The organism is Pedobacter psychroterrae (genome assembly GCF_004331695.1).
In the GTDB taxonomy this organism is placed as follows: domain Bacteria; phylum Bacteroidota; class Bacteroidia; order Sphingobacteriales; family Sphingobacteriaceae; genus Pedobacter; species Pedobacter psychroterrae.
Map to the genome: position 1 here is coordinate 62,359 of NZ_SJSL01000005.1, position 25,538 is coordinate 87,896.

Annotated in this window: 18 protein-coding genes; 10 read left to right on the plus strand and 8 right to left on the minus strand. The window is 41.8% G+C overall.

The window, feature by feature from the left end:
* Positions 1-6 precede the first annotated feature (6 nt).
* The gene (locus EZ437_RS16365; RefSeq protein ID WP_165500444.1) at positions 7-2,526 is read right to left on the minus strand and encodes a Kelch repeat-containing protein; all 2,520 of its coding nucleotides are present in this window, start codon (positions 2,524-2,526) and stop codon (positions 7-9) included.
* Positions 2,527-2,883: 357 nt separating this feature from the next.
* Between EZ437_RS16365 and EZ437_RS16370 the strand changes: the two genes are divergently transcribed.
* The 6 genes from EZ437_RS16370 (at position 2,884) to EZ437_RS16395 (ending at position 12,943) form a co-directional block, all read left to right on the plus strand.
* Positions 2,884-6,030 (plus strand): SusC/RagA family TonB-linked outer membrane protein, encoded by a 3,147-nt coding sequence (locus EZ437_RS16370; RefSeq protein ID WP_131597152.1) that lies wholly within the window; start codon positions 2,884-2,886, stop codon positions 6,028-6,030.
* 11 nt (positions 6,031-6,041) lie between these two features.
* Entirely contained in the window at positions 6,042-7,886 is a 1,845-nt protein-coding gene (locus EZ437_RS16375; RefSeq protein ID WP_131597153.1) for a RagB/SusD family nutrient uptake outer membrane protein, read from the plus strand.
* A 19-nt stretch (positions 7,887-7,905) separates the two neighbouring features.
* A complete protein-coding gene (locus tag EZ437_RS16380; RefSeq protein ID WP_165500445.1) occupies positions 7,906-8,619 on the plus strand; it encodes a DUF3823 domain-containing protein in 714 nt (237 codons plus the stop codon).
* Positions 8,616-9,944, plus strand: coding sequence for a glycoside hydrolase family 71/99-like protein (locus EZ437_RS16385; RefSeq protein ID WP_131597155.1), 1,329 nt, complete (start codon positions 8,616-8,618; stop codon positions 9,942-9,944). Before EZ437_RS16380 ends, EZ437_RS16385 begins: the two co-directional genes overlap by 4 nt.
* Positions 9,945-10,012: 68 nt before the next feature.
* Positions 10,013-11,671, plus strand: a complete 1,659-nt coding sequence (locus EZ437_RS16390; protein WP_131597156.1) for a hypothetical protein — start codon at positions 10,013-10,015, stop codon at positions 11,669-11,671.
* A 3-nt stretch (positions 11,672-11,674) separates the two neighbouring features.
* Positions 11,675-12,943, plus strand: coding sequence for a glycoside hydrolase family 71/99-like protein (locus EZ437_RS16395; RefSeq protein ID WP_131597157.1), 1,269 nt, complete (start codon positions 11,675-11,677; stop codon positions 12,941-12,943).
* A 209-nt stretch (positions 12,944-13,152) separates the two neighbouring features.
* Here EZ437_RS16395 and EZ437_RS16400 read toward each other — a convergent pair whose 3' ends face one another.
* The 6 genes from EZ437_RS16400 to EZ437_RS16425 all read right to left on the minus strand — a co-directional run bounded on the left by EZ437_RS16400 (position 13,153) and on the right by EZ437_RS16425 (position 21,619).
* Positions 13,153-15,315, minus strand: coding sequence for a S46 family peptidase (locus EZ437_RS16400; RefSeq protein WP_131597158.1), 2,163 nt, complete (start codon positions 15,313-15,315; stop codon positions 13,153-13,155).
* 65 nt (positions 15,316-15,380) lie between these two features.
* On the minus strand, positions 15,381-16,208 hold the full coding sequence (locus EZ437_RS16405; protein WP_131597159.1) for a ThuA domain-containing protein: 828 nt from the start codon (positions 16,206-16,208) through the stop codon (positions 15,381-15,383).
* Between the two features lie 47 nt (positions 16,209-16,255).
* Complete coding sequence (locus EZ437_RS16410; protein ID WP_131597160.1) at positions 16,256-18,661, minus strand: TonB-dependent receptor domain-containing protein; 2,406 nt, start codon at positions 18,659-18,661, stop codon at positions 16,256-16,258.
* A gap of 232 nt (positions 18,662-18,893) precedes the next feature.
* Positions 18,894-20,189 carry a sensor histidine kinase gene (locus tag EZ437_RS16415; protein WP_131597161.1) on the minus strand — a complete coding sequence of 432 codons (1,296 nt, stop codon included), beginning with the start codon at positions 20,187-20,189 and terminating at the stop codon, positions 18,894-18,896.
* A complete protein-coding gene (locus tag EZ437_RS16420; protein ID WP_131597162.1) occupies positions 20,186-20,860 on the minus strand; it encodes a response regulator transcription factor in 675 nt (224 codons plus the stop codon). Before EZ437_RS16420 ends, EZ437_RS16415 begins: the two co-directional genes overlap by 4 nt.
* 3 nt (positions 20,861-20,863) lie before the next feature.
* Entirely contained in the window at positions 20,864-21,619 is a 756-nt protein-coding gene (locus EZ437_RS16425; protein WP_131597163.1) for a phosphatase PAP2 family protein, read from the minus strand.
* 98 nt (positions 21,620-21,717) lie between these two features.
* Between EZ437_RS16425 and EZ437_RS16430 the strand changes: the two genes are divergently transcribed.
* The 4 genes from EZ437_RS16430 to EZ437_RS16445 all read left to right on the plus strand — a co-directional run bounded on the left by EZ437_RS16430 (position 21,718) and on the right by EZ437_RS16445 (position 23,905).
* The gene (locus EZ437_RS16430) at positions 21,718-22,089 is read left to right on the plus strand and encodes a hypothetical protein (protein ID WP_131597164.1); all 372 of its coding nucleotides are present in this window, start codon (positions 21,718-21,720) and stop codon (positions 22,087-22,089) included.
* A 39-nt stretch (positions 22,090-22,128) separates the two neighbouring features.
* Positions 22,129-22,560: a hypothetical protein gene (locus EZ437_RS16435; protein ID WP_131597165.1), complete on the plus strand. Its 432-nt coding sequence runs from the start codon at positions 22,129-22,131 to the stop codon at positions 22,558-22,560.
* Complete coding sequence (locus tag EZ437_RS16440; protein ID WP_131597166.1) at positions 22,557-22,907, plus strand: Fic family protein; 351 nt, start codon at positions 22,557-22,559, stop codon at positions 22,905-22,907. Before EZ437_RS16435 ends, EZ437_RS16440 begins: the two co-directional genes overlap by 4 nt.
* Positions 22,908-23,113: 206 nt before the next feature.
* Positions 23,114-23,905: a hypothetical protein gene (locus tag EZ437_RS16445; protein ID WP_131597167.1), complete on the plus strand. Its 792-nt coding sequence runs from the start codon at positions 23,114-23,116 to the stop codon at positions 23,903-23,905.
* 19 nt (positions 23,906-23,924) lie between these two features.
* Here EZ437_RS16445 and EZ437_RS16450 read toward each other — a convergent pair whose 3' ends face one another.
* On the minus strand, positions 23,925-25,046 hold the full coding sequence (locus EZ437_RS16450; protein ID WP_131597168.1) for an ATP-binding protein: 1,122 nt from the start codon (positions 25,044-25,046) through the stop codon (positions 23,925-23,927).
* Positions 25,047-25,538: the final 492 nt, after the last annotated feature.

Consider the following 25,538-nt stretch of genomic DNA (forward strand, 5'->3'; position numbering starts at 1 on the left):
TCCTGTCTATTCTAATATTGCCTGGAAGGTCTGCTTATATTCCTCGCCATATATTGCTTTATATTCTTTACAAAAAGTCTCAAATTTGGTCTTAGCCAAAGAATGCTTACCCAAATGCACCAGTGCTTTACATTTGACGATCATGGCTGCTTCATTTACCTGATCAAAATAAAAAATGTAATTGGCCAGGTTAATCAGGAATTCCGGGTCATCTGAAATTTTGACTGTGTTGGCATAGTGAAGATAAGTATCTATGATCTCATTCGATATTTCAGATTTAAATACATCCAGCCAGTCATATTCAACATTTGACAAGAAACTTCCGCGATGTGTGATTTCCGTCAGTTCATTTATTCTTTCCTTATCGATCTCACGTTTACTATTGACAATATTGAGGTATTGACTATAGTCAATTTTCACCAACTGATCTTCAAAATTGATCTTCCAATAGCCAGTTGTTTTGGAGATCTGGCAGGAATCCATTTTTTCGAGAATGGTTTTCAATTTGGCAATGTTCACCGATCTGTTATTTCTGGCACTGTCAGCAGTTTTATCAAACCAGAGGATCTCCGTCAGTTTTTCTGTACTTATTCCCCTGCCCCATTTAATGGTATATAAAAGTACCACGAGAAAAAGCTCCCTGATCAACGGCGTAAAATATTTAGTGATGTCATTACCATCTCTGTCAAATAACTGAAGGTCACCAAATAGTAAAATGGCATTTTTCATTTCTGCGGACTGCGGGGATGTTCCGTCGATTTGTATTTCCTGTTTAACATGATCGTTCCCGGTTTCAACAACCGGTAGCACCGCTTGTTGGCCACCTGCAGAAGGTTTATGAAGTTTAAGATTTCTTTTTCTATAAATTATTAGAAAGGCGATCAAAAACAAACCTGCCAGCGGCAATAAAAGCCAGGTATTTTTAGACAGCCATAACTCGGGTGATGCGGCTAAAGCTAATTCAGGGGGGCCTGATAACACATAAATTTTAGCCGTGGTCTGATTTGTCTTTTCATCATGGAATAAGGAAACTGCAACAAATTTCTTGCTTTCAGGGCAGTAGAACAAATCTGCAAAAGAATGGATGTCATGAAATGCGTAAGGGATTTCATTACCTGCCAGTTCATACGAAGGATTACTAAGCGAACCTTTAATGAGCTGCAGAGACGAATTGTACTTTTGATTGGGAAATATCAATGCATAATAAGTGCCGGATTTCTCATCAACTATCATGGAATTCGCAAAAGCAAATTCTTCCTTTTTTGGCTTTAATTCAAACAGCTTTTTAAATGTTCTGGTTTTAACATCAAAGAAGCTAAGGTCATAAATATTCTTAGGATTTAAGATCTGTTGACCAGTAGCACTTCCATAACCTCCTAAAATATAGGCACCCTTTTTAACAACCCCCAGGGCAGCAAGGTACCTGGGAGTAAACTCACCGTTGGCGCTAACACTTTTCCAGGTACTATCTGGCAAGTGATAGCGAAACACGCTTTTCTTATAATTGTATTGCCCATAGCCACCTATTATATACAGGGAACTATCCACAGATGAATAAAATTTGTTGGGATGCCAATAATTTGTGATCACATCCGGACTTATATAGGACTTGCTCCAGGTGTGTTTTACAAAGTCAAAGTCGGTGACGAGCTTTTGATCAATGTAAAAATTGAACAGCCGCTTAGTCCCTGCATCATAAAGCGATTGATTGCCACCAAGCAATTGTAGTTTTTTAGATTTATAGCTTAGACCCGCCAACTGATTCGAGGTGATATTATAACTCATCAATGAATCGGGTGTGATCAGGTAAAGATCTTCCTTTTCAGAATTTAAAGCTACGCTTGCAACCCCTTGTATAACAATTGTCTTGACCAACTCCCAGTCGTGGTGCATCTTTTTTATCCATATCGGATTTGCCACAGTAGCTGCTCTGCCTCCTATCTTTTCTGTAGCGCTGGCCCCACTGATCTGATCCAGCGGCCAGTAAAAATTGGTTTTGTTTCCTTCTGTTAGCTTAATGTCCCTTACCCGCATCGGCGGAACGTCTTTTACTTTAAAATCCTGATAATTATTTGCCCCAAAAAGAACTTTATAGCAATTTTTACTCAAATTAACCTGCTGAACATAGGACTTACCATTCGCAACCATAATCAGCTTGTTTCCTTTAATATCAAACTTTAATTTCAGGTGGTGCCAGTTCTTATACAGACTGTTAATGCTTATATCAAAGGCTATGTCTGAAATCTTATCTCCCACAATTAACTTAAAATGCTTGTTTTCTAAAAAACGCATGTCATATACCAGATCAATATTCCGGTTCTGCTGATCTATTACCCTGAAAATATATCCAAAATAGTCGGCCTGTCCAGGTACAAATGACAAGTCAAACGAAAGTTCAAAACTCTGATCAAAACACATCGGCCGCTCTAAACTCAGGTCGAGGCCGGTCCGTTTTTCCTGGACAACTTCATGTCCGGCAAAACCAAGGCCATAGGACTGACCTGACGACCGGAAAGCACATATCATGAGAAAGGCAAAAAAGAGTGGAGAATACTTGGTTAGCATGGGATTTAAATACACTGACTAAAAATAGGGTTTATTTACATTAAGGAGCAATCGATTGCGATATATTTTATAAAAATCTCATATAACGCCAAATAGTAATGTTTTATTAATGTTTTATTAGTTATCCTCTCGTTTAATTGTCATTAATTATAATCTGGTCCTATCTCATTGAGGCCATTATTATTAAATACTAAACCAACCAAGTATAAATATGAACAATTACAAATCAAACCCGCCCTAGGGGAATTTCTGCGTACAACAAGTCCTTAGCTGCGACAGACAAAATAAAATTCAACCAAAAAACATAAAGAAAACAGTATGAAAAAAATTAAATACTTACTTACATTATTTTTTCTTTTCCCGCTCACTTTGCTGGCTCAGCAAATGATCAGTGGAAAGATAACAGATGCAGCCGGGAGGACTGGTCTGCCAGGTGTAAGTATTAAAGTAAAGGGTACTGCTACAGGTACTACAACAGATGGCGCGGGAAATTTTTCATTAAGCGTGCCCGGACCAGAGGCATATATTCAAATCTCTTTTGTAGGGTTTATACAACAGGAACTGCAGGTAAAAGAAAGGACTGATTTTCAGATCGTCCTGCAGGAAGACAACAACAGCCTGGACGAACTGGTAGTAATAGGCTACGGTACCCAGAAAAAAGCAACATTAACCGGATCAATCGCTACCTTAAAAAGCGAAGAACTAACGGTCACGAAAAATGAGAACGTGGTAAATATGCTGACCGGAAAAATCCCCGGAGTACGTGTATTGCAAAAAACCAGTGAACCGGGTGCTTATGAAAACCAGTTCGACATCAGGGGATTCGGTAATCCTTTGATCGTGATTGACGGAGTGCCAAGAGGTGGTGGTGATCTGTCCAGGATGGATCCCAATGAGATAGAAAATATCTCCGTGCTAAAAGATGCTGCCGCTGCAATTTACGGGGTGAGGGCAGCAAACGGGGTAATCTTAGTCACCACCAAAAAAGGTAAGAAAGATGGCAAATACGACATCAATTACTCAGTAAACCAAGGCTGGCAACAGTTTTTGGGCATGCCGGAAGGTGTGGGTGCTGTAGATTATATGTTGCTGACCAACGAAAAAACAAAAAGGTCCTTTGCTAACAATTTTCCGGCAAATCAGGAATCGACTTTCTCTTACGGGGATATCGAACCATGGATGAATGGTACTTATCCCTCGGCAGACTGGATAGGTGCTGCATTCAATACCACATCACCCCAGATCCAGCACAACATGAATGTAGACGGTGGTACAGAAAAAGCCAATTACTTCTTTAACCTGGGTTACATGAAACAGGATGGTCTTTTTAAAAGTGGCGACCTGAATTATGACCGTTACAATTTCCGCTCAAATGTGAATGTGAGTATTACCAAACGCATCAGGGCACAGGTATTGACTTCAGGACACCTGGATCAAAAAAACCAGCCTTTCCAGGATTTATGGACCATTTTCAAATATGCATGGAACCAGGTCCCTATCAACCAGATCTATGCAAATAATAATCCACTGTATCCCAATAAAATGCCCGATGATGCCAATCCTGTTGTCATCACCGATGCTTCAAAAGTTGGGTATAAAAAACGTATGCAAAAGAATTTCCAGGGACAGTTGACCCTCGAGTATGACATACCAGGTATTGACGGACTGAAAGCAAAAGGAATGTACAACTATGGTTACAACGCGGACGACAACACCGACCATAAGAGAATGTACAACCTCTATACTTATAATGCGGAGCAAGACACCTATGGCCCTAGCTTAGTAGGCGCACCGGCCTACATCAACCGCGCCTACGCAAACAGTGTTTCTTCATTAACCCAGCTTTCTTTAAATTATGCTAAAACCTTTAACGATTTACATAATGTTTCGGCGTTACTATTGCTCGAAGAAAGCCATTTTAACGCTGACAACTTTTATGCACAGAGAAATGTAAGCATCCCGATTGACTATTTATTTGGCGGTGAAGATACCCAGCAACTCGGATCGATGAATGTCAATGGACTGCGTGAGGAAGCGACAAGAAGCTATATAGGAAGGTTAAACTATGATTATAAGGGTAAATACCTGGCAGAATTCAGTTTCCGTAGAGACGGATCCAATAAATTCAAACCTGGAGCCGAACAATGGGGATTCTTCCCGGCAGGCTCTGTGGGATGGCGCATCAGCGAGGAAAATTTCTTTAAGAGCCTCGTATCTCCGGATCTTGTCAGCAATTTGAAAGTCAGGTTATCTTATGGCCAAACTGGGGATGATGGTGCAACTGCGTTCCAGTACATTTCAGGTTTTAACTATCCTACCCTTAATCCAAATGACAATAGCGTATGGGGCTATTTCTTTGGTGGCAAATTCTATAATGGCGCCGGAGCGAGACCGCTGACCAATCCTGACCTCACCTGGTTTACTGCTGAATCTAAAAACATCGGAGTGGACTTCGGTATGTGGAAAGGTAAACTGGAAGGATCTGTGGACGTATTCAGAAGAGATATGAAGGGCTTGCTGGCCCTTAGGGATGTTCAGCTGCCAGGTACCGTTGGTGTTGGCTTACCTCAAGAAAACTTAAACAGCAACAGAACCGAGGGTGTCGAAATCTTGTTGAACCACAGGAACAAAATAGGCCAGGTAGGTTACAACATCGGTGGTAACTTCTTTACCACGCGCACCATGGACAGGGATGTGATCCAGGGCAGGGCCGGCAATGAATACAGCAACTGGAAAACATCGAGGTCCAACCGTTACACAAGCATCTGGTGGGGCAAAACCTATGAAGGACAGTTCCAGAATTACGACCAGATCTTTAACCATCCGGTAAATACAGGTGGTGGAAATAACAACACCATTCCGGGTGATTATTACTATCAGGATTGGAATGAGGATGGTGTGATCAACGAAAAAGATGACCAGCCTATTGCCACCAAGGATATCCCATTGGTCAATTATGGCATCAACATGGGCTTAAGCTACAAGAATTTCGATCTGAATGCGCTGTTTGCCGGAGCCACCAGTTTCTATGTACAGTACGCAGAGCAATATGCAGAGCCATTGATGTATGGCAGAAGCGCATTGACACAGTTCCTGGACAGCTGGCATACCCAAAATCCAGGTGATAATGTATTTGATCCCAATACACAATGGGTTTCCGGAAACTACCCGGCAATGGGCTCTCCAATTGCAGAAGGCACCAAAGCGGTACAGGATGCCAGCTACCTGAGGTTAAAAACATTGGAGCTGGGCTATTCTGTACCAGCGCTTGCATTGGCTAAAGTCGGCATCAAAAGAATGCGGGTCTATGCAAATGCCTATAACCTTTTGACAATCACAAAACTTAAAAACAGTGACCCAGAACATCCCGGACAAATTCCTGATGCTGGTTTCGAGCATGGTTTAGGCGGATATAAATACCCATTGAACAGAACATTTAACCTTGGAGCCAGTATTTCCTTTTAAAACTATTGAAGATGAAAAGATATAAATTAATTATAGCGGTGCTAGCGGGGATATTTGTTTCCTGCCAGAAGTTGGACATAAAGCCGACAAACGTTGCGGGAGAAGAAGTCGTATTTGGAGGAGAGGCCGGTATGGATGTGTACATGGCCAATATTTACCGCAAACTGCCGATTGAAGACTTTAGATACAGACCGGGCGGAGAAGGTCGGGCCGGGATGAACCTGCACCACGAGTGGCAGAATTTCTTTCATGCAGGTGCTACTGTCGGCGAAATGGTCGGGCCTTTTGGAGGCATGGATATAGGTGGTGGCTTTGGCTACTGGCCGTATGACGACATCAGGGCAGTAAATTATGTGATAGAAAATATCCCAAAGTATGCTGCTAATTTTACGGGCCCAAGGATCAATGAATTACTTGGTGAGGCATATTTTTGCCGTGCATTCTTCTACTTTTCATTGGCAAAACGCTACGGAGGCGTACCCATCGTTTCTACTGTACAAAACTATCCGCAGCAAAGTATAGAAGAATTACAGTTACACCGCAACAAAGAAGAAGAAGTATGGACCTTTATTGGTGAAGATCTGGACAAGGCCTATGAAATGATGGCCGGAACAAGCCCAAGGGGAAGAGCCAATAAATATACTGCGCTGGCATTAAAGTCGAGGGCTATGCTATACGCCGGTTCTATTGCAAAATATGGATCTGTAAACTTTGTTGACGGAGAAGCTAAGTCTGCTGGTTTGGTTGGCATCCCAGCGGACAAAGCATCTTCGTTCTTTCAAAAAGCATGGGATGCTGCAAAACTATTTGAAGGTACAAGCTATAAATTATACAATAAATACCCATCAGACAAGGTAAAAAACTATACCGATCTGTTCCTTGACCCAACCAGTGAGGAGAACATCCTGGTGAGGGATTATTCCATCACCACAAGAACAGCGCACAGCTGGGATGCTACTTTTTCACCGGGATTTATGACAGTCGGACCAGAATCAAGGGCATACCCTACCCTCGAATTTGTGGAACGCTGGGGCAAACTCCCTGTACTGGATGGAAATGACCGCCCTGTTAAATTCAATAACCTTGCAGACCTGATGAACAACAGTAACCTGGAACCCCGCTTGCTGGCCACAGTTTATTTTCCCGGAGCTACCTTAAGAGGCAAAACCTTCGATACACAAAGAGGTCTGTATGAAAATATGTTTACAGGAACGGTAACGCAGGAAGTTGCGAAACCTCTTGAAGCAAGGGCAAGTATCACTTCATCCGATCCCAACACCTTGCATAATGGCAGAAGAGTGATAGGCGAAGCAGGAATGAAACGTCCGGGCAGCCCTGACAATGCTACCCGTACCGGATTTTTTGTAAGAAAATACATAGACTATAATAAAGCGCAACCGGTGACCGGCCTCTTCCAGAGCGAACAAGCCTGGATAGAATTCCGCTACGCGGAAATACTGTTGAACAGGGCTGAAGCAGCCGCAGAACTAAACAATCCGGGAGATGCACTTACCTGCCTTAACCTCCTCAGGGAAAGGGCTGGCGGTGCACAGTTGACACTGGCAGACGTGGATATTGATGAAATCCGCAATGAAAGATGTAAAGAGCTTGCATTTGAAAATCATTATTACTGGGACCTAAAGCGATGGAGGACTGCCGATGTATTGCTGAATAACGCAAAATTCACTGGGCTAATGCCATATTATGTAATCAGCGAGAATAAATATATTTTCATAGCAGAGCGTGAGACCTTCGACCGCAACTACAATTTCGAGAAGAAGTTTTACTACGAACCAATCCCGGGGGGCGAGTTAGGCAAAAACCCAAATCTGTATCCTAATAACCCTAATTATTAATATGATAAACTTTATAGTTATGAAGAAGATGATGAGCAGAATCTTGTTAGGAGTAATTTTACTGACAAGCGCTGCGTGTACAAAAATAGATAATTACGAAGGGCCGAATGCTTCCTTTGAGGGCAGGTTGATTGATGTCGTTACAGGCGAGAACTTCCAGACTGGCACCGGCAATATACAAGTAAGGCTGCTACAGGTAAGCTGGAGCGCAACCCCTGCGCCGCAGGAAATACCCAGCAAAGTGGACGGTACTTTTAAAGATACAAAGCTTTTTGCCGGCACATATAAGGCAATACCGATAGGAGGCGCTTTTTGGCCGGTACTGGATACGGCAGAGGTAAAAATCGGCAAGGGCAGCAAACATGATTTTGAGCTTACCCCCTACCTGGTGATCAATAATTTTACCCATGTCCTGGATAGCACTACCCTCAAATTAAACTTTGACATAGATGCCCCGATCGGTGCAGGTTTGCCTACAATTATCGAAATCCAGCCTTATGTAAATACCACCAAAATGGTTGGCCCGGGTGCTTCCATCTTTGATTATTCTGATGCACGAAAACTAGTGGTCAACAAAGAGTGGATAAATATGACTGCAGCCGATAAATCGATAGAATTAACCATCCCAGAGCTGGCTGCGGGCAGAACTTTTTATGTGAGAGTGGGAGTTCGTGTCAACGATAGTTTCAAGAGTTCAAATCTGTCACAGATCATAGAAGTAAAAGTACCATGAAAAAGATAAAAGCGCTATTCCTTTTTTTGATGATAATAGGAACAATTATTTCCTGTTCCAAAAACGGTGAAGAGCAGGAACCAATCCCGGTTGACCCTGTAGTAGATGAAAAAGAAACAGGTTACGACACTTCAGGTTTACTATATCCTTCTTATACCGGTCTGGTAATGGCTGGTTACCAGGGATGGTTTGCCGCACAGGGAGACGGGTCTAACAGGGGCTGGTATCATTACCAGGGTCCTAATAACACCTTCCAGCCGGGAATTACCAATGTTGATTTCTGGCCGGATATAGCTGAGTATACTAAAACCTATAAGTCCCCTTTTAAATTTGCAAACGGATCTGATGCTTATCTCTACAGTCCTTACGATGAGGAAAGTGTAGACCTTCATTTTAAATGGATGAAGGATTATGGCATAGACGGCGTACATATGCAGCGCTTTGTGGGAGAAATAAAACCCAGCAATGCTTCCGGAAAACGGCATTTCAACAAAGTGCTGACCAATGCTTTAAAGGCAGCAAAAAAGTACGGAAGGGCTATTAGCGTCATGTACGATCTGAGCGGATGTTCCAGCGCCGATGTTGCGTATTTAGAGCAGGACTGGAAGGAACTGGTAACCACTTTTAAACTATACGACAAGGTTGAAAACCCTACTTACCTATGGCATAACAAGAAACCCCTGATGACCATCTGGGGTGTGGGATTTAACGACAACAGAAATTACACAATCGCCAATGTAAATACCCTGGTAGAAAAGCTGAAATCAGGAGAAAAAAAGGTGTCCATAATGTTGGGCGTACCTTACTACTGGAGGGATTTTGGAGCCGATACAGAAAAATCGCCTGCACTGCATGATCTCATCAAAAAGATCGACATCGTGATGCCCTGGGCAGTTGGACGTTACGGAATGGAAAACTACAACCCAAACAATCTCAGACAGGATATGCAATGGTGCAAAACCAATAAAGTAGACTATGTTCCACTCGTATTTCCAGGTTTTAGCTGGGGCAACATGCATAAGGATGCTTCACTTTATAACTCCATACCAAGAAGAAAAGGCGATTTCCTGTGGACACAAGTAGCAGGTGCAGTACAATTTGGAGCAAAGTCTTTGTACGTAGCGATGTTTGATGAGATTGATGAAGGAACGGCCATATTCAAATGCGCAAGAGAAGCAGATACACCATTAAACGGAGATCTGCGGTTCATGGGCATCGAAAATGACTTACCCTCAGATTACTATTTGTGGCTGACAGGTCAGGCCGCCAGATGGGTGCATGGTCAGGCTGGATACAACTATCAGAAACCGGTCAGGACCCCTTAATCATCACTCAATAAAAATCAATAAAGTTTAATGAATAGAACCGATTAAAATTTTTAAACCGAAAAGAAATGAAACTAATAAAAATAATGATGGTATGTTCCATCTTTGCACTGGCACTTACATTCGCCGGTTGCAAAAAAGACAAATTTAGTTCCAGGGATACTAGTGGCGTGGTGCCTGAACCGGTAATACCGGAACCGGTAGATCCAACGCTCGTGGTATTTGACAATTGCGAAAGCGCAGATGGCTGGGATGCTGCAGGAGGCGCAGTTGCTGACCCTTCCAGCAAAAAACAGGGTGAAAATGCTGTAAAAGCAACCATAGGCGGCGGTGATGCACTGCGCATGCAAAAAGCATTAACCAGCCCTATCGATACTAAACTAGCAAAAGAAACAGCTCAGTTAATCTTTTGGTTATTTGTAGAAGATGCCGGTAAAGTAAAATTAAGTGACGGACAGATCGAAGTAACTAGCTCCGGCGGTGCAGATCAGCAGGAATATAACTGGCCTACAAGTATGTTAAACCCGTTGCAAAACGGGTGGAACCTGGTAAGGCTTAACCTGGCAGACGCAGGAGAATCGGGTGGCGGTGCAGACCTGAGCAAAATAAACTTCTTCCGTATTTATATGAACACCACGGCTGCTGCCAGCCCTACCGCTACATTTACCATGGCATTGGATGCCATCGGCTTTGTAGCCACCACTTCCATTCCAAGTACATTTGTTTCCTTTTTAAATTGTGATGTTTTTGATGAAGAACTATGGGAAATATCAGGTGGAACGGGCAAAGTAGATGCGATCAATAAAAAAGAAGGCGCCGGTGCACTTTTTGGAAAAACACATCCAACTGGTGGATATCTGCACATGAAACTTAAAAAGCCTTTATCGCCGGTTATAAAAACTAACTTAACCGCATCTACAGCCCAATTGTCGTTTTGGCTATATGTAGATAAAGCAGTTACACTTGGCGGGCAAATAGAAATTACCAGCTCGGGTGAACCGGATAAAAGAGAATACAACTGGGACGCTTCCAAAATAACCGGACTGAAACCAAATTCCTGGAATTTAGTAAAACTAAACTTAAGGGATGCAGCAGTATCAGATGACGGAGCGCCTGATCTTAATGCCATCAATTTCTTCCGCATGTATCTGGAAACAGGAGAAGACGGCATAAATATCGGTATTGATGACATTAAATTTGGTGCGATCCCTCCGCCCGAGCCGACATTGCTGGATGGCTGTGAAAAACTGGACGGATGGGACCTGCCTGGTGACATGGCCGCGTCGATCGAAACAGCAGGTAAAAAAGAAGGCGTTGGCTACATCAAAGGAAAAATCCCTGCAGGAGGAGATTACATGCGTTTTGCAAAAGTTTTCCCTGTGAATATCGATTCTAAGGTAACCAAAGCGAATGGGCAGCTCACATTCTGGTTCTATATTGAACGCATCTCAGAATTTAGTGAAATACAGGTACAGATCAGTAGTACAGACAATATTGACGCAACCCGCTATGGATGGGCTATACTGGAATCGGCAAACTTAGGAATTCAACCATTAAAAGAGGGCTGGAATGAAGTAAAACTGGACTTATCTAAAGTATCGTACGATGCTGATGGAGGTGCAGATCTAAAGGCTATCAAATTCTTTAGAATGTTTGGTTTTACCAAAGCAAAACTCACATCTGATTTAAATATAGGCCTTGACGGGATAAGATTCATTACCAAATAAAATATGAATAGGAAACGATTTAATTGGTTATTCGCACTGGTTCTTCTTGCTACGATGGTGGCCTGTTCTAAAAAAGATCCGGTTGACGCGCCTGACCAGCCTGGCAAAGAAGAAGAAAAACCCACTACATCCCCTCCGGGAGATGTAGTGGGTAAAATAACTACGGGTTACCAGGGCTGGTTTGCCGCCATTGGTGATGGGTCGCCCATTAACAGGTTCTGGCACTGGTCGCACATTTGGGAGCAGCTGCCATCCCCTACCAATACGGCAATATATTCCTGGCCGGATGTAAGAGAATACACCAAGACTTATAAAACAGACTATGCCAACCTGAACAATGGCAGCGAAGCGCGTGTATTTTCATCTTTTGATAATCAAACGGTCGACATCCATTTCAAATGGATGAAGCAAAATGGAATAGATGCGGCAGCATTACAGCGGTTCAACCCAAGCGGAATGGAAGGCCCAGTAAGAGATGCCATGGCTGCTAAAGTAAAAACCGCAGCAGAAGCAAATGGGGTTAAATTCTATATCATGTACGATGTAAGCGGCTGGACCAATATGCAGACAGAGATGAAAACCGACTGGACAAACAAGATGTCTGCCTACACAGCATCACCTGCTTATGCCAAACAAAATGGAAAGCCGGTAGTCTGTATCTGGGGATTTGGATTTAATGACAACAATCACCCATGGCCCGCAGAGGTATGCCTGGAGGTAATCAACTGGTTTAAGAATAAAGGCTTATACGTTATCGGAGGTACGCCGACCCATTGGCGTGAGCAAAAAAGCGATTCAAGGCCAAGCTTTATAAATGCTTACAAAGCACTCGATATGATCTCGCCCTGGATGGTAGGAAGAATCAGCAATGCTTATGAATCTGACGCTTTCTACGTAAACGTAAACAGACAGGATCAAGCATTCTGCAAGAGCAATGGCATTGATTACCAGCCCTGTGTTTTACCAGGAGACTTAAACGCACGTCAGCGGGCACATGGTGATTTCATGTGGAGACAGTTTTACAACATGAAAAGAGTTGGTTGCCAGGGAATTTATATTTCTATGTTTGATGAATACAACGAAAGCAATCAAATCGCAAAAACAGCAGAAACACAGGCTTCCGTGCCTGCTGGCTCCAATTTTCTGGCCCTGGATGAAGATGGCACCGCTTGCTCATCCGACTATTACCTTAGACTTACAGCCGATGGCGGCAAAATGTTTAAAGGAGAAATCCCGTTAACCACAGCCCGTCCCACAAAGCCTATGCTATAGGATTTTGCCCAATGCGATGACATAATCGCAAGCTTTAAGTAAATTGGCAATCACTCACCTAAATTGCTAAAGCAAAACAGGCGGGCCTTAAAAGCCCGCCTGTTTATTTTAACCACCCTGTTTACCTTAAAAAATACCTTCTCAGAAAGAGCCTTAGCGCCTCTGCGCGTAGCGCCTGAGGATGCAGCTCTTGAAGAGAACGGTCTTTTTTACCTTTTCAGGTCAAGTTCTGCAATAATATTCTTAGCACCACCCAGCACATCTATGCACCAAAGTACATAACGAATGTCAACACTGATCGTGCGTTTAAACTTCTTATCAAATGCAATATCACCACTCATAGCCTCCCAGTTGCCATCAAAAGCCAGCCCGATCAGTTCACCGTTGCCATTGATCACCGGGGAACCGGAATTACCTCCTGTAATGTCATTATTGGTAATAAAACCAACGGTCAATGTCCCATCATTACCATACTGACCAAAGTTCTTCTTATTATAATTTTCAATCAAATTGGCAGGCAGGTCAAATTCACCATCACCAGGAATGTATTTTTGCATCATACCCTCTATCGTAGTGGTAGTTTTATACACCATCCCATCCTTAGGCGAATAGTCCTGTACATTCCCGTAAGATAAACGCATGGTCGAATTCGCATCTGGATATTGGATCTTTCCGGCATTCTTTTCCAGGATAGCTTTCAGGTATAAATGATCCAGTTCGGCTTTTTTACTTTCAAAATCGGCCACCAACGACCCGAAATTATTCTTGATATAATCTGCGGGATACAAATTGACCGCATACTTATAGCCCGGATCATTTTTAATGTCATCCAGTGAGGGATTAGAGGCCAGGAATGCCTTCAGCTTTTCTGGCTTGATCAATTTGCTGTTGTCCCACAAGTATTCCGCATACTTCTCAAAAGTACCCTTAGGGTTACCCGTCCAGTATTTCTCTGCAATATCTGAGAAGAATTTAGGCTGGGATTTTACCGGGATATCAGTGTAAAAAGAAGCCAGGACCTGAGCAAAGATCTTTTTATCGGCAGTTTCATTATACGTCAGTTCATAAGTATCAGCAGCCTTTGTCATATCAGCTTTTACCTGCCCAGCAAATTTATCATCACCTTTTTTCTGCTCCATCGCAGCCCATGCCCTGCCCAGGGTAATGGCATTCGGGACCCATGCCGAGGCCATAAAACCTTCATTGATATAGGTACGTTGTACAGCGATCGGATCTATGCTCTTATAGATCTCGTCGTATTGCTCCATCAAACCAGCAAACTCTGTTTTCTGAGCAGCCCATTCAGTAAAGGCCTTTTCTTCAGTTCTTTTATTGTCGGCTATTTTTAAACGTTTCAATTGCTCTGTTTGTCCGATAAAATATTTCCAGTAATTAGCGATCTGCGCATATTTGGAAGATAGTTTTAAACGAAGGCTGACATCTTTATCCATCTCTTCTTTCCAGGCCTTCAACCTGATATCCCTTAGCTTTACGGTAGTGGGATTCGTCTTATCTACCGCCAGGTCTACCCCATAAGAAGTAAGGTAGCGGTCTGTGCGGCCCGGATAACCATAAACAATAGAAAAATCACCATTTTTTACTCCCTTGATAGAAACAGGAAGGAACTTCTTAGGCTTATATGGCACGTTTGCCACCGAATAAGCTGCAGGTTTGTTATCAGCAGCTGAATACACCCTAAATACAGAAAAGTCTCCCGTCTGACGCGGCCATTCCCAATTATCTGTATCACCACCGAACTTACCGATATTCTGAGGTGGCGCACCTACCAGTCGCACATCGTCAAAACGCTCATACACAAACAAAATAAACTGGTTAGATTTATAAAAATCCTTTACGTTGGCTTCGATAGTCGGCCCGGTCACCGCAGCCTTGGCAATCACATCAAATGCTTCCAGCATTTTAGAAGCTTTCTCCCCGCCTTTCAAACCTTTCGTGGCCTCATTGACCCTGGCAGTTACATCTTCCATTTTTAGCAGAAAACGAACAAAAAGGCCGTTGATAGGTTTTTCCTCGCCATAGTTCTTTGCGTAAAAACCGTTGTCCAGGATGTTATTTTGTGCAGTAGAGTTTGAAGCAATCGCATCATATCCACAATGGTGATTGGTGAAGATCAATCCTTTATCAGATACAATCTCACCTGTACAAAAGCCCCCAAAATGCACAATAGCATCTTTCATACTGGAACCATTGGCATTGTAAAGGTCTTTAGCGGTCAGCTTAAAACCTTGTTTTTTCATCTGCTCATAGTTTTTACCAATCAGCATAGGAATCCACATTCCTTCATCTGCTTTTACTGTATTGGTAATGGAAAGCACCATTGCGCACAGCAAAAGATAAATCGTCTTTTTCATAAAATAATAATTGTTAGTGTTGGGCGTAAAGTTAGGGAATAACCTGATAAAAATACAGGGTTTTACTACTTAGTGCCCAACCACATCAGGCTGGATACAATCATTCTATTTTGGAATTCATTATCGAAAGTATATGACAGTTCCTTGTTATATGGTGCATGTTCATAGTCTATATCATTGTGCCCCATATTTACATAGATCATTTTATACTTTTTATTGGTCCATACCACAGGATAATAGCCTTCATGCCATATCTCATGTGCTTTTGGACCTGTTCCCAATGGGAAACTGGTACTGTCAATTGCCACCAGGATTTTAATATCAGGATTTTTCCTTAGGTCATTAGACCATCTGTACCATTCATTAGGGGAAGCTTTAAACGTCTGAGGCACTCCCTTGACCGCAGGATGCTTTTTATCTTCTACGCTCAATATCGCTGAAGTAGGTCTCCAGGTGTTGCTGCCATAGCCTCCGGAGCCAAGGAATTCATTATGGTACCAATCCCAGTTATCAGGATAAGCAGAATCCTTAAGCGCGAAAGCCGCAAAATGAAATCCCATCCAGGCACCGCCTTTTTTTACATAGGCTTCAAAAGCTGTTCTTTGAGCTGCATCTTCTGGTCTGGTATCAAGAAACAGCACTACCTGATACTTCGAAAGAAAAGCTGCATTCATATTGGTCCAGTTGCTGGTAGAATCGTATGAAAAGTTATATTTTTCTGCCATCTGAGGAAACCATTTATTGGCTTCATGCACATAACTCACATGTGCTTTGTCATTTTTACCAGTATAAAAAGCGATGACTTTAAATTTGGGCTTTTTTACCTTGCTGCTTTGCGCATTTACCGATAGAAAACCCAGGCATACAGCAATTAAGAGCGTTATATATTTCATGAAGCAATATAATAACTAATCATGAATATTTTCAAGTAAGCAGTTCCCTAAAACTTGTAGCTATACCCTAACCTGAAAACCTGAGTTTCAAGGTAATCTGTGCTTATTAATGTAAACCCATTCCCCCTTACTTTCTTTTTGGGGCTCAACGTATTGAACAGATCAGTCCCGTTCAAGAATAGTTCGCCCTTTCCTTTTTGAATCTGCTTTTTCAAACCCATATCTGCAGAAAACCTTGAACCGATCTTTCCTTGCGGAATAATATCCGGCGCAAGATAAATGGCCGACACTTGCAGATTTGCTTTTCCAGGCAGCTTAAACATGGCATTCAACTTACTATTCCAGGAAGTAATGCTTTCCCGGGGCATAGTGTACCTTGTCGGCACAGGATATTTGTTGGTAATCGTGAATACGTCTATGGTGTTCTTATATACTGCCGTACTGACATTAAAGGAGAACCAGACTGCCAGTTCCTGGTGATACGTAAGCTCTCCTCCCGTATTCCTGCTTTTACCTGCATTTTGAAAAATATTATAGATCAGCGTATTTCCGGGAACCACTGTTGCAATTCTGCTAATGGTCGCATCCACCATTTTATGATAAACTGCCGAATACACGCTTCCTTTAGTCCAGGTCAGTTTATGCCCCAGCTCTATGCTTTTGGTAAACTGCGGTCTTAATGTAGGATTCCCCACTTTGATCACCTCGGGCTCATCGTACTTGGGAAAGATTCTGATATCCACTTCATTAGGCCGGTCTACCCGCTCATTGTAAAACATGGAGATCTTATTTTTATCGTTTAGCTTATATCCCAGTCTGAGATTAGGAAAAGGACGGGTATAATCGTAACCATCACTGGTGTAGGTATTGTGGTTTGGATTGACATCATAATTGACCTTCACGTATTCAAACCTCAGGCCCGCCTCAAGTTCAAATCTGCTGCTCTCAAAAACATAATTGCCATATACCGCCGGGATTGTTTCTTTATAATCTGCCCATCCTCCGGCATTCACATCCAGTGGAGAATTCAATCCCGGAAAAAACTGCATATCGGTAGGTATGGTTCTTCTTCTGAATTTTACACCCCCTTCCAGCCTTCCATGTTTCAGCGGCTTGGTATAATCTAAGTTGAAATCAGCCACATGCTCATCAGACAGCAGCTTGAATGCATCCTCACCAGTAAAGCTGGGCATGATATTGGTAAAGAAATACTTTTCATCTTCCCGATGGAAGGTATAGTTGAAACTTGCATTCAACAAATGTCCAGGTTGTTTAAATTTATGCTGGTAAAGCGCGGCACCGGTGGCCGTATATTTTACTTCATCTTCCAGAAATTGCCAAAGGCGGTTTCTGACACTAAAATCGTTATTGAAATACGGAATGTCACCCTTATCGATGATCTTTTCCCTGTTCAGATATACCGACACTGTGAATGCATTCTGATCGTCAGGATTCCAGTCTACCCCTGTTTTTATTGTTGAAAATGTGGTAGTCCTGTTTCGCTTCACCTGCTGGTTAATCACTGTGCCATCATCATAACTACGCTGGGCGAAGTCATTTCTGTTCAATGTTTGCGTATATAGCCAATCGCCCTGAAGGAAGGTATTTACTTTGTTTTTCCTGTAATTGAGTGACACAGAAGGGTTCAGTTTAGGTGTAGCCTGGTATTGTGGCCGGATACCAGGCAGATTTTCCTTACGGATCCACAATGCACCAAGCCCGCTGCTTAGGCCAATCTTACCATTCAGGCCTTCCTGCCTGTTTTTCTTATAAATAATATTAATGATACCTGCATTGCCATTTGCATCATATTTTGCCGAGGGATTATTGATAATTTCGATGCGCTCTATAGCTGAAGCCGGTATATTGTCCAATCCCGTTTGACTGCCAAAACCAGTTACCGCATTTTGCTTTCCATCAATCAATACTGCCACATTATGATTTCCGCGCAACTGCACTTTACCATCCTGTATGGTTACACCCGGCAGGTTTTGCATGGCCTGCAATACTGACCCTCCTGTTTGTGTCGCGTTATTTGCTAAGGTAAAAACTTTCTTATCCAGTTTAGAAGACACTCCGTCTTCAGGAGTACCGGTAATGTTTACCTCATTCAGTGCTCTTGTATCTCCAGAGAGTTCAAAAAGGCCAAGGTCCAAAAACGGACTCAGGGCACCCACAGTGAGCGGCTGCTTGATGGTCACAAATCCAACCATCGATATTTCAAGGAAGTAATTACCACTCTTAAGGCCAGAAAGGGTAAACCTTCCCTCCTCATCCGTTACTGTCCCGGTTAGAAAAACACTGTCCTTTTGTGCCTTAAGCACTATATTGGCATAAGGCAGGCTAACTTTTTTAGTGTCTTTTACTATGCCCGAAGCAGTTATGGCGGTACTGTTCTGCCCATTCACCAGGAAGGGTAAAAACAAAATAAGGAAGATAATAATTCTATGCATAATGTGATTTTTACTAAGGTAATCCTCCGCTCTTAAAGAGATCATAAACAGTTTGGTAACTGGCTTTTGCCTGGTTAATTACATGGGATGTCAACTGAGCAGGCTTTTGTTCATTGCTCAGTTTGTTATAGATAAAAGTTTCAATCTTTTGCTGGGGGCCTAAAATCACCAATATATTTGTTTATATGTACAATAGTATCATCCAATTATGAATTAATTCTGAATAGATTTGCTAACTGTTTACCGAAAGACTCCCAAAATCAACTGTGAAAGTATGCAACTGATTCAGGTATACGTAGCTAACATTCCAGTGATAACGCACACAGATCTCCCTAACAATAGAAAGACCAAGGCCACTTCCGGGTGTCAGTTTGGATACACTGCTGAATCGCTTGAACAACTTTTCTGAATTTAGGCCTGCCGTTCCGGGATTGGTGACAGTCAGACAATTATTGAACAGAGAAATACGGATCTCTGCCGGATGTGCACTGTGCCTGATGGCATTCATCAGCAGATTGGTCAGCATCGTTTCCACCAGCATTTTATTGGCATCAACCACCACCTTAGCACCTACCTCAAGATGAAGAGTGGCTTCCTCTTCAAAGTCAGACAACAACGAGTGGACTTCATCAAGCGCCTCGCCTATGTCTATCTGCTCTTTTTCAAGGAACTGCTGATTCTCTATTTTGGCCAAAAGCAGTAAGTTTTTGTTGATCCTGGAAACCCTCGACAGCCCATTTTGAATTTTCTCGATGAGTATTGCCTGCTCATTGGTAATTTCCTGGTTTTGAAAGAGCACATCCAATTTTGACTGCACAATAGCCAGGGGAGTTTGCAGCTCATGCGCTGCATTTTCAACAAACTCTTTCTGATGACGGTAAACTGCCACATTGCTGGCCACCAGATTGCTGATGCTGGTATTCATCTCGTCAAATTCTATAATCCCGCTTGGCTCAAAGGAGATCTGATGCTGCATATTCAGATCAAAGGCCTTGATCTTTTCCAGTGTCTGATAAAAGGGACGCCATAACCTGGCTGAAATCCGCTTATTCAGTTTGATAAAACCCAACAAAAGAATGATAAAAAACCCAATGGTAATGGCCGTTATTCCGGCAATGGTTTCATAACTCTCTTCTAAATTGCTCTCTATAGTAAGGCTATAAGGCTTGCCGTTTATTGCAAAATAGGTAACCAGCCCCTGAAATCGATCGTAACCTTTTATAGGGATATACTTGTTCTTACGATAAATATCATAGGTGCTGTCAGGTCTGATAGAAGGTACCTGCTGTAATTTGGTATCAGGTTGGAGCTTGTTCCAGAGCGCTACACTCTCTCCCACCTGCCTGTCATCCATCCGCAAATCAATAAGGTGCTTTTTGGTAGACTCTGCCACTATTTGGTTGTGTGCTTTTACTTCATGTACCCAGATCCAGTCGACCATTAAAAAATAGACCGGGATACTGCACAAGAGTACTACAAATGAGTAAATAATGAAAGCTTTAAGTGGTTTGTCGAGTAGTTTGATCATACTTCCCATTTATAACCATTGCCATACAATGTTTTGAGGTAATTGCCGCAACCTGCCTCCAACAATTTTTTCTTTAAATTCTTAATGTGCGCATAAATAAAATCATGATTGTCCAGCATATCTGCCAGATCACCGGAGATGTGTTCAGCCAATGCGCTTTTAGAAATCACGCGGTTGCGGTTGCCAACAAAGAACAGCAATAGATCGAGCTCCTTTTTGGTGAGCATCACAGCGATGCCATTCACTGTAACTGACTTGGACAAGACATCAATCTTCAACTCATTTTGCGCTATTACATTGGAATTTGTAAAATTCTTGCGCCTGAGAATTGAGTAAATCCTGGCCGCTAGCTCGGGCAAATGAAATGGCTTGGCCAGGTAATCATCGGCTCCGATCTGAAGGCCGCTTACTTTATCCTCCAATGAGTTTTTTGCAGAAATAATGATCACCCCATCTTCCTTATTTTGTGCTTTGAGCAATTTGAGTATGCTCATACCATTGCCGCCCGGAAGCATCAGGTCCAGCAAAATACAATCATACTGGTAATTGCTGATCTTCTCCAATGCCTGCGGGTAATCGGTTGCCAGTTCGCACAGGTAATGCTGCGATGACAGGTAGGTAACCATACTTGATGCTAGTTCAACTTCGTCTTCAATGATCAGTATTTTCATTTATTATAACCGCTTTATTAAACTAAAACTCATATTTCCATTTTGAAAACTGGGATTAAACACCATATTTGCGGGCTTTCCACGAAATAGTTTTTGTTTAATATACGGATAAACGAGATAAGTTAATTTGGTCGACAAAATTCCAAAGCCTGCTCCTGCTACAACGTCACTTACCCAATGGGCATTGTTGTACAGCCTCAGGATTCCTGTTCCCGTAGCGATGGCATAACCACCAATACCATACCAGACTGACTGGTCTTTATACTCCTGGTTTAAAAACTCTGCGCTCATAAATGCAAAAGACGTGTGCCCGGAGGGAAAGGAGTTGCTTGCACTTCCATTTGGTCTCATCCGGTGTGACAAGCTTTTGATTCCATTGACACTTGCCTGGGCGATAACTGCCGACATTAGCAGCATTACACTGCGGTCAATGACATTGTGTTTTGCTTTTACACCCAGCAGATCCAACCCATAAACCGCTACAGCGGGTGTATATCTGGTAATGTTATCTATCTTCAGCACAAAAGTAGGATGATCTTCACGAAGTTCATTATTCGTAGTATAATCCAGCCTTCTGATCGCATTGTCTCCTGATAGTGACACTATTCCATAACCAATAAAGACAGCAGGTACTGCAAACGAAGATATGCTGATCTTTTTCATATTTCTGGCTGACAGACTATCCTGAACCTGAGTAAAAGAAAACAATGGTATAGAGAGTAAAAACAAACAGGTTGTCAATAGTTTATTTGAGATCATGTTGTCAGTATAAATAAATCAGACCGCGGCAAGTTAGTCTACAATTATGAAGAAAATCTGAATTGGGCAATTTGGAACTAGTCAAAAGTTGCACATCTGTGACAAAAGAAACTCATAGCTATCGATGCGTGGGTATTATCGGGCATCTATATCCTGGTATATTATTAAGCCACCGTTCTGCCTTAGAATTCAAACCTACGGCAACAGACAATCTTTTTTTAACTTACACTTATTCACGAAAAGTAAACCTCCCCGGGATTACTTTAAATATTTCGGAGGGACCCAAACCGATTTCCGGAGATAATTTATTTACAGATGGACTGTATACTTCTCAGCAAGAACGGGCTTTATTGGAAAATTTACAGGAGTCAAGAAAACCCGGTCCAAACTCTAAGGTGCTTACAATTCCTGAGCTGGAAGAGCGATTGGAACAGATTGTGAGTATCAAAGGAGAAGAGGGACTAAATTAAATTGGGGACAAGACTAGGCAAATTGCAAATGAACTCGGTATGCACAAGGAATTTACGAGGCTAAATAAACTAATAGGCGCCATACTGAGTACCAAATCATCAGACCTGCTTAAATCGCCACTGGCAATTGCAAGGGCATTTGGACATCCATATGATCCTCAACGGATTTCGTTATTTGAAAAGCTGTTTGTTGAACTTCAGCAAAGGACTTTTCCTTCAGTACCAGAGTTAAACACCTCGGTGAAAGCATTTCGCAATTTTGCATTTTATGAAGCTTACTTCTCAAACTATATTGAAGGTACCAAATTCAAAGTAGCAGATGCGAGACAGATCATAGAAAGGGGGAAGCCAATGGCTTCCCGAGATGAAGATTCTCATGACGTCCTAGGCACTTATCAACTCGTGAGCAACCAGGGGGAAATGAGGACTGGGGGACGCTTTTTTCAGGCTTTGATTTTTATCGCGCGTTGAATGATCCTTTTGCTAAAGCAGCTTTTATGATGTTTATGGTGAGTGAATTACATCCCTTTTTGGATGGAAATGGAAGACTTGCAAGAGTAATGATGAATGCTGAATTAGTGAAAGGTGAACAAAGTAAGATTATCATCCCAACTGTATTTCGGGAGGATTATATCCCCGCGCTAAGAGTTTTATCAAGACAGCAACATCCGGATGTTTATATCCGGATGTTGCAACGTGCTCAACAGTTTACGGCAACTATCTTTGGCGAGGATATTGATTTGATGCAAAATATGCTGGAGAGGAGTAATGCATTCAAAGAGGGGGATGAAAATATCCTAAAGATTGTAAATCAATAGGTTTAAAACGGACAATTAATAGTATAGGACAACACTCGACAGTATCCGATCTGAGTGTATCCTTAAACCAACTTGAATCCAAGTTGAGTCCAAGTCTAGTCCAACTATTTGCATAAAAAACTTGGACTAATCATATATTAATTATAAATTCATTCTGTATTCACTAAGAAGACTTATAAAACAGTGTTAAACCAGTAATTAAAACCATGGCTAGAATAATAGGGAAATATTTGAAAGGAGTACTTGGTGATTCGGTATTAAAGACCTACGGAAATATGCAGATCATACAAGCACGGCCTGTGAAAGGCAAAAGTAGACGTGCAGAAGGAAGCGATAAATCCTCGTCTTTGTTTGGGATAGCCAGCAATATTGCGTGTGAATTTAGAACTGGTGTCTCTAAGCTGGTCACCGCTTTTTACGATGGCACAATGATCTTTCGGCTAAACACAGAAGTAGCTCATGCTTTAAGATACGCAAATAATCCGGAAACTGGGTCATTTAATTTGGTCGCAGACAGTTTCAGCAGGCTTGAAGGATTTGACTTTAATGCTAAATCCCCCCTGGTGAATACGCTGGTATCGTTGCCTCAGGTGGAAATTGGCGAACACTCCCTCACTGTTTCTCTCCCGGCATTGGAAATCCCTAAAAATCTTAAGTTCCCTAAAGATACGAAATTTTGCAGAATGCTGATTGGCCGTTCGCTGACAGATCTGACTAATCAGAAAAGAAAAATTGACTTTGTATCTTTTGAAATCGAGAATAAAAAAGGAACGACAATTCCTCAAAGCTGGGAATTTGAGACACAGGCTGGCTGTGTTTGTATCCTTGTTGTATCGCTGCAGTTTATACAATCTTCACTAGCGGGAGAGGCAGTGGTGAACAGCAAAACCTTCAATCCGGCGGCAATATTAAAAGCCGTTGTATTGAAAGGTCAAGTTGATAAAACTCAAACCAAGGGTTGGTCAGGTACAATGACCAAAAAGATCTTGTTAGGGTAAGGGTTTATGGGGGTGTTCTTTATAAAAACTCCCAGTAATTATCGCTATTGATCACCGACGTAGTTTCGGGAGTATATTTTTCCGTAAAAGATTTTGCAAATTTTACTTTTACTTTTGGGTTCCATTTGATTTCGAAAGCTGACAGCTTATTATCCTGCTCCTCTATATAATCGATCTCAGTTTTATCTACCGTGCGCCAAAAAAAAGTATTCCCGTAAAAGCCAGTATAGCTAAGGTTCTTTTTTCGTTCGCTGATGATAAAATTTTCCCATAATGCACCAATATCATTACGCTGCGCAATAGGTGCAAAGTTGTTAATGATACTATTTCTAATGCCATTATCGTAGAAATAAATCTTGCGGGAGGTACTGATTTCGTTACGTAAGTTCCGCGCTAGGGGATTTAAACGAAAAATAACAAAGGATTTCTCCAGTAAGTCGATATAATTATTCACCGTGGCCTTATCAATGCCTACAGTTCCTGCAAGTTCATTATAGGATACTTCATTCCCTACTTGCCAGGCAAGTGCCTGCAAAAGTTTTAATAGGGCATCTGGTCTGCGTATGCCCCCTGACTCTAATATATCTTTGTATAAATAGCTGCCAGCAAGGTTGTTTAACGTCTCAATTGCATTCTCAGGGTTGTTAATCACATCAGGATACATTCCCGTTATTAAGAATTCTTCAAGCCTTGGATGAATTTTAGCAAATGAAAAATGTTCCTTCAGCTCATGCCATGATAATGGGTATAACCTGTACTCCCACTTTCTTCCGGTAAGTGGTTCGTTAATTTTACTCGAGATTTCTAAGGCAGAAGATCCGGATATAAAAAGCTGAATACCTTTTTTACCGTCAATAATCATTTTGGCACTAAGGCCTATGTTTTCAAGCCGCTGGGCTTCATCAATTACCACTATTTTATAATTGGCGATGTAGTTGTTGATAAAAGCCTGCGTAGGGTTATTCCATGCTGCCCGGGTGGCAGGGTCATCACCGTTGATATATAGGTAGTCTTCATTTAAAGAAGCTGCTATTTTTGTGATCAGCGTGGTTTTCCCTACCTGTCGTGGCCCTAATATTACTATTGCTTTTGTAAAATCTACTTTGCCTTCTAATACTTTCTGTAAAGTCCTTTTAATCATATCAAACAATCTATTCCCCAAATATAGCAATATTTGGGGAATATAATCGCTAAATATGGCAATATTTGGGGAATAGAAAGGATCACATTATAATAGTAATGTTATTTCCTTACCATTTTCCAATCCATCAGAACAGTTGCGCAACACTAATAACTCAGTCGGTTATTTTGATAGAGTTGGATTTAAAACATTAACATATATATGGCAGGACAAAGAATTGATATAATTGAATTACACAGTTTAATTATCCTCAAAAAGGACTGGCTCCGGATGACAAACATGTCTTTTTATGTAAAGTAATTTGAAATAAATTAAGGTGCATTATTCCTATAGAATATTGAAATTTTAAAAATATCTCTGTAGTACCCGCTGGTACAACAACGGTTTCATCAACCCAATTTGAGTCATAATTATGATATCCATCCCAATTAGTTCTTGCACCGAATATCTGACCAGTCATCATACTGGTCATAAATTTTATCACTTATTTTC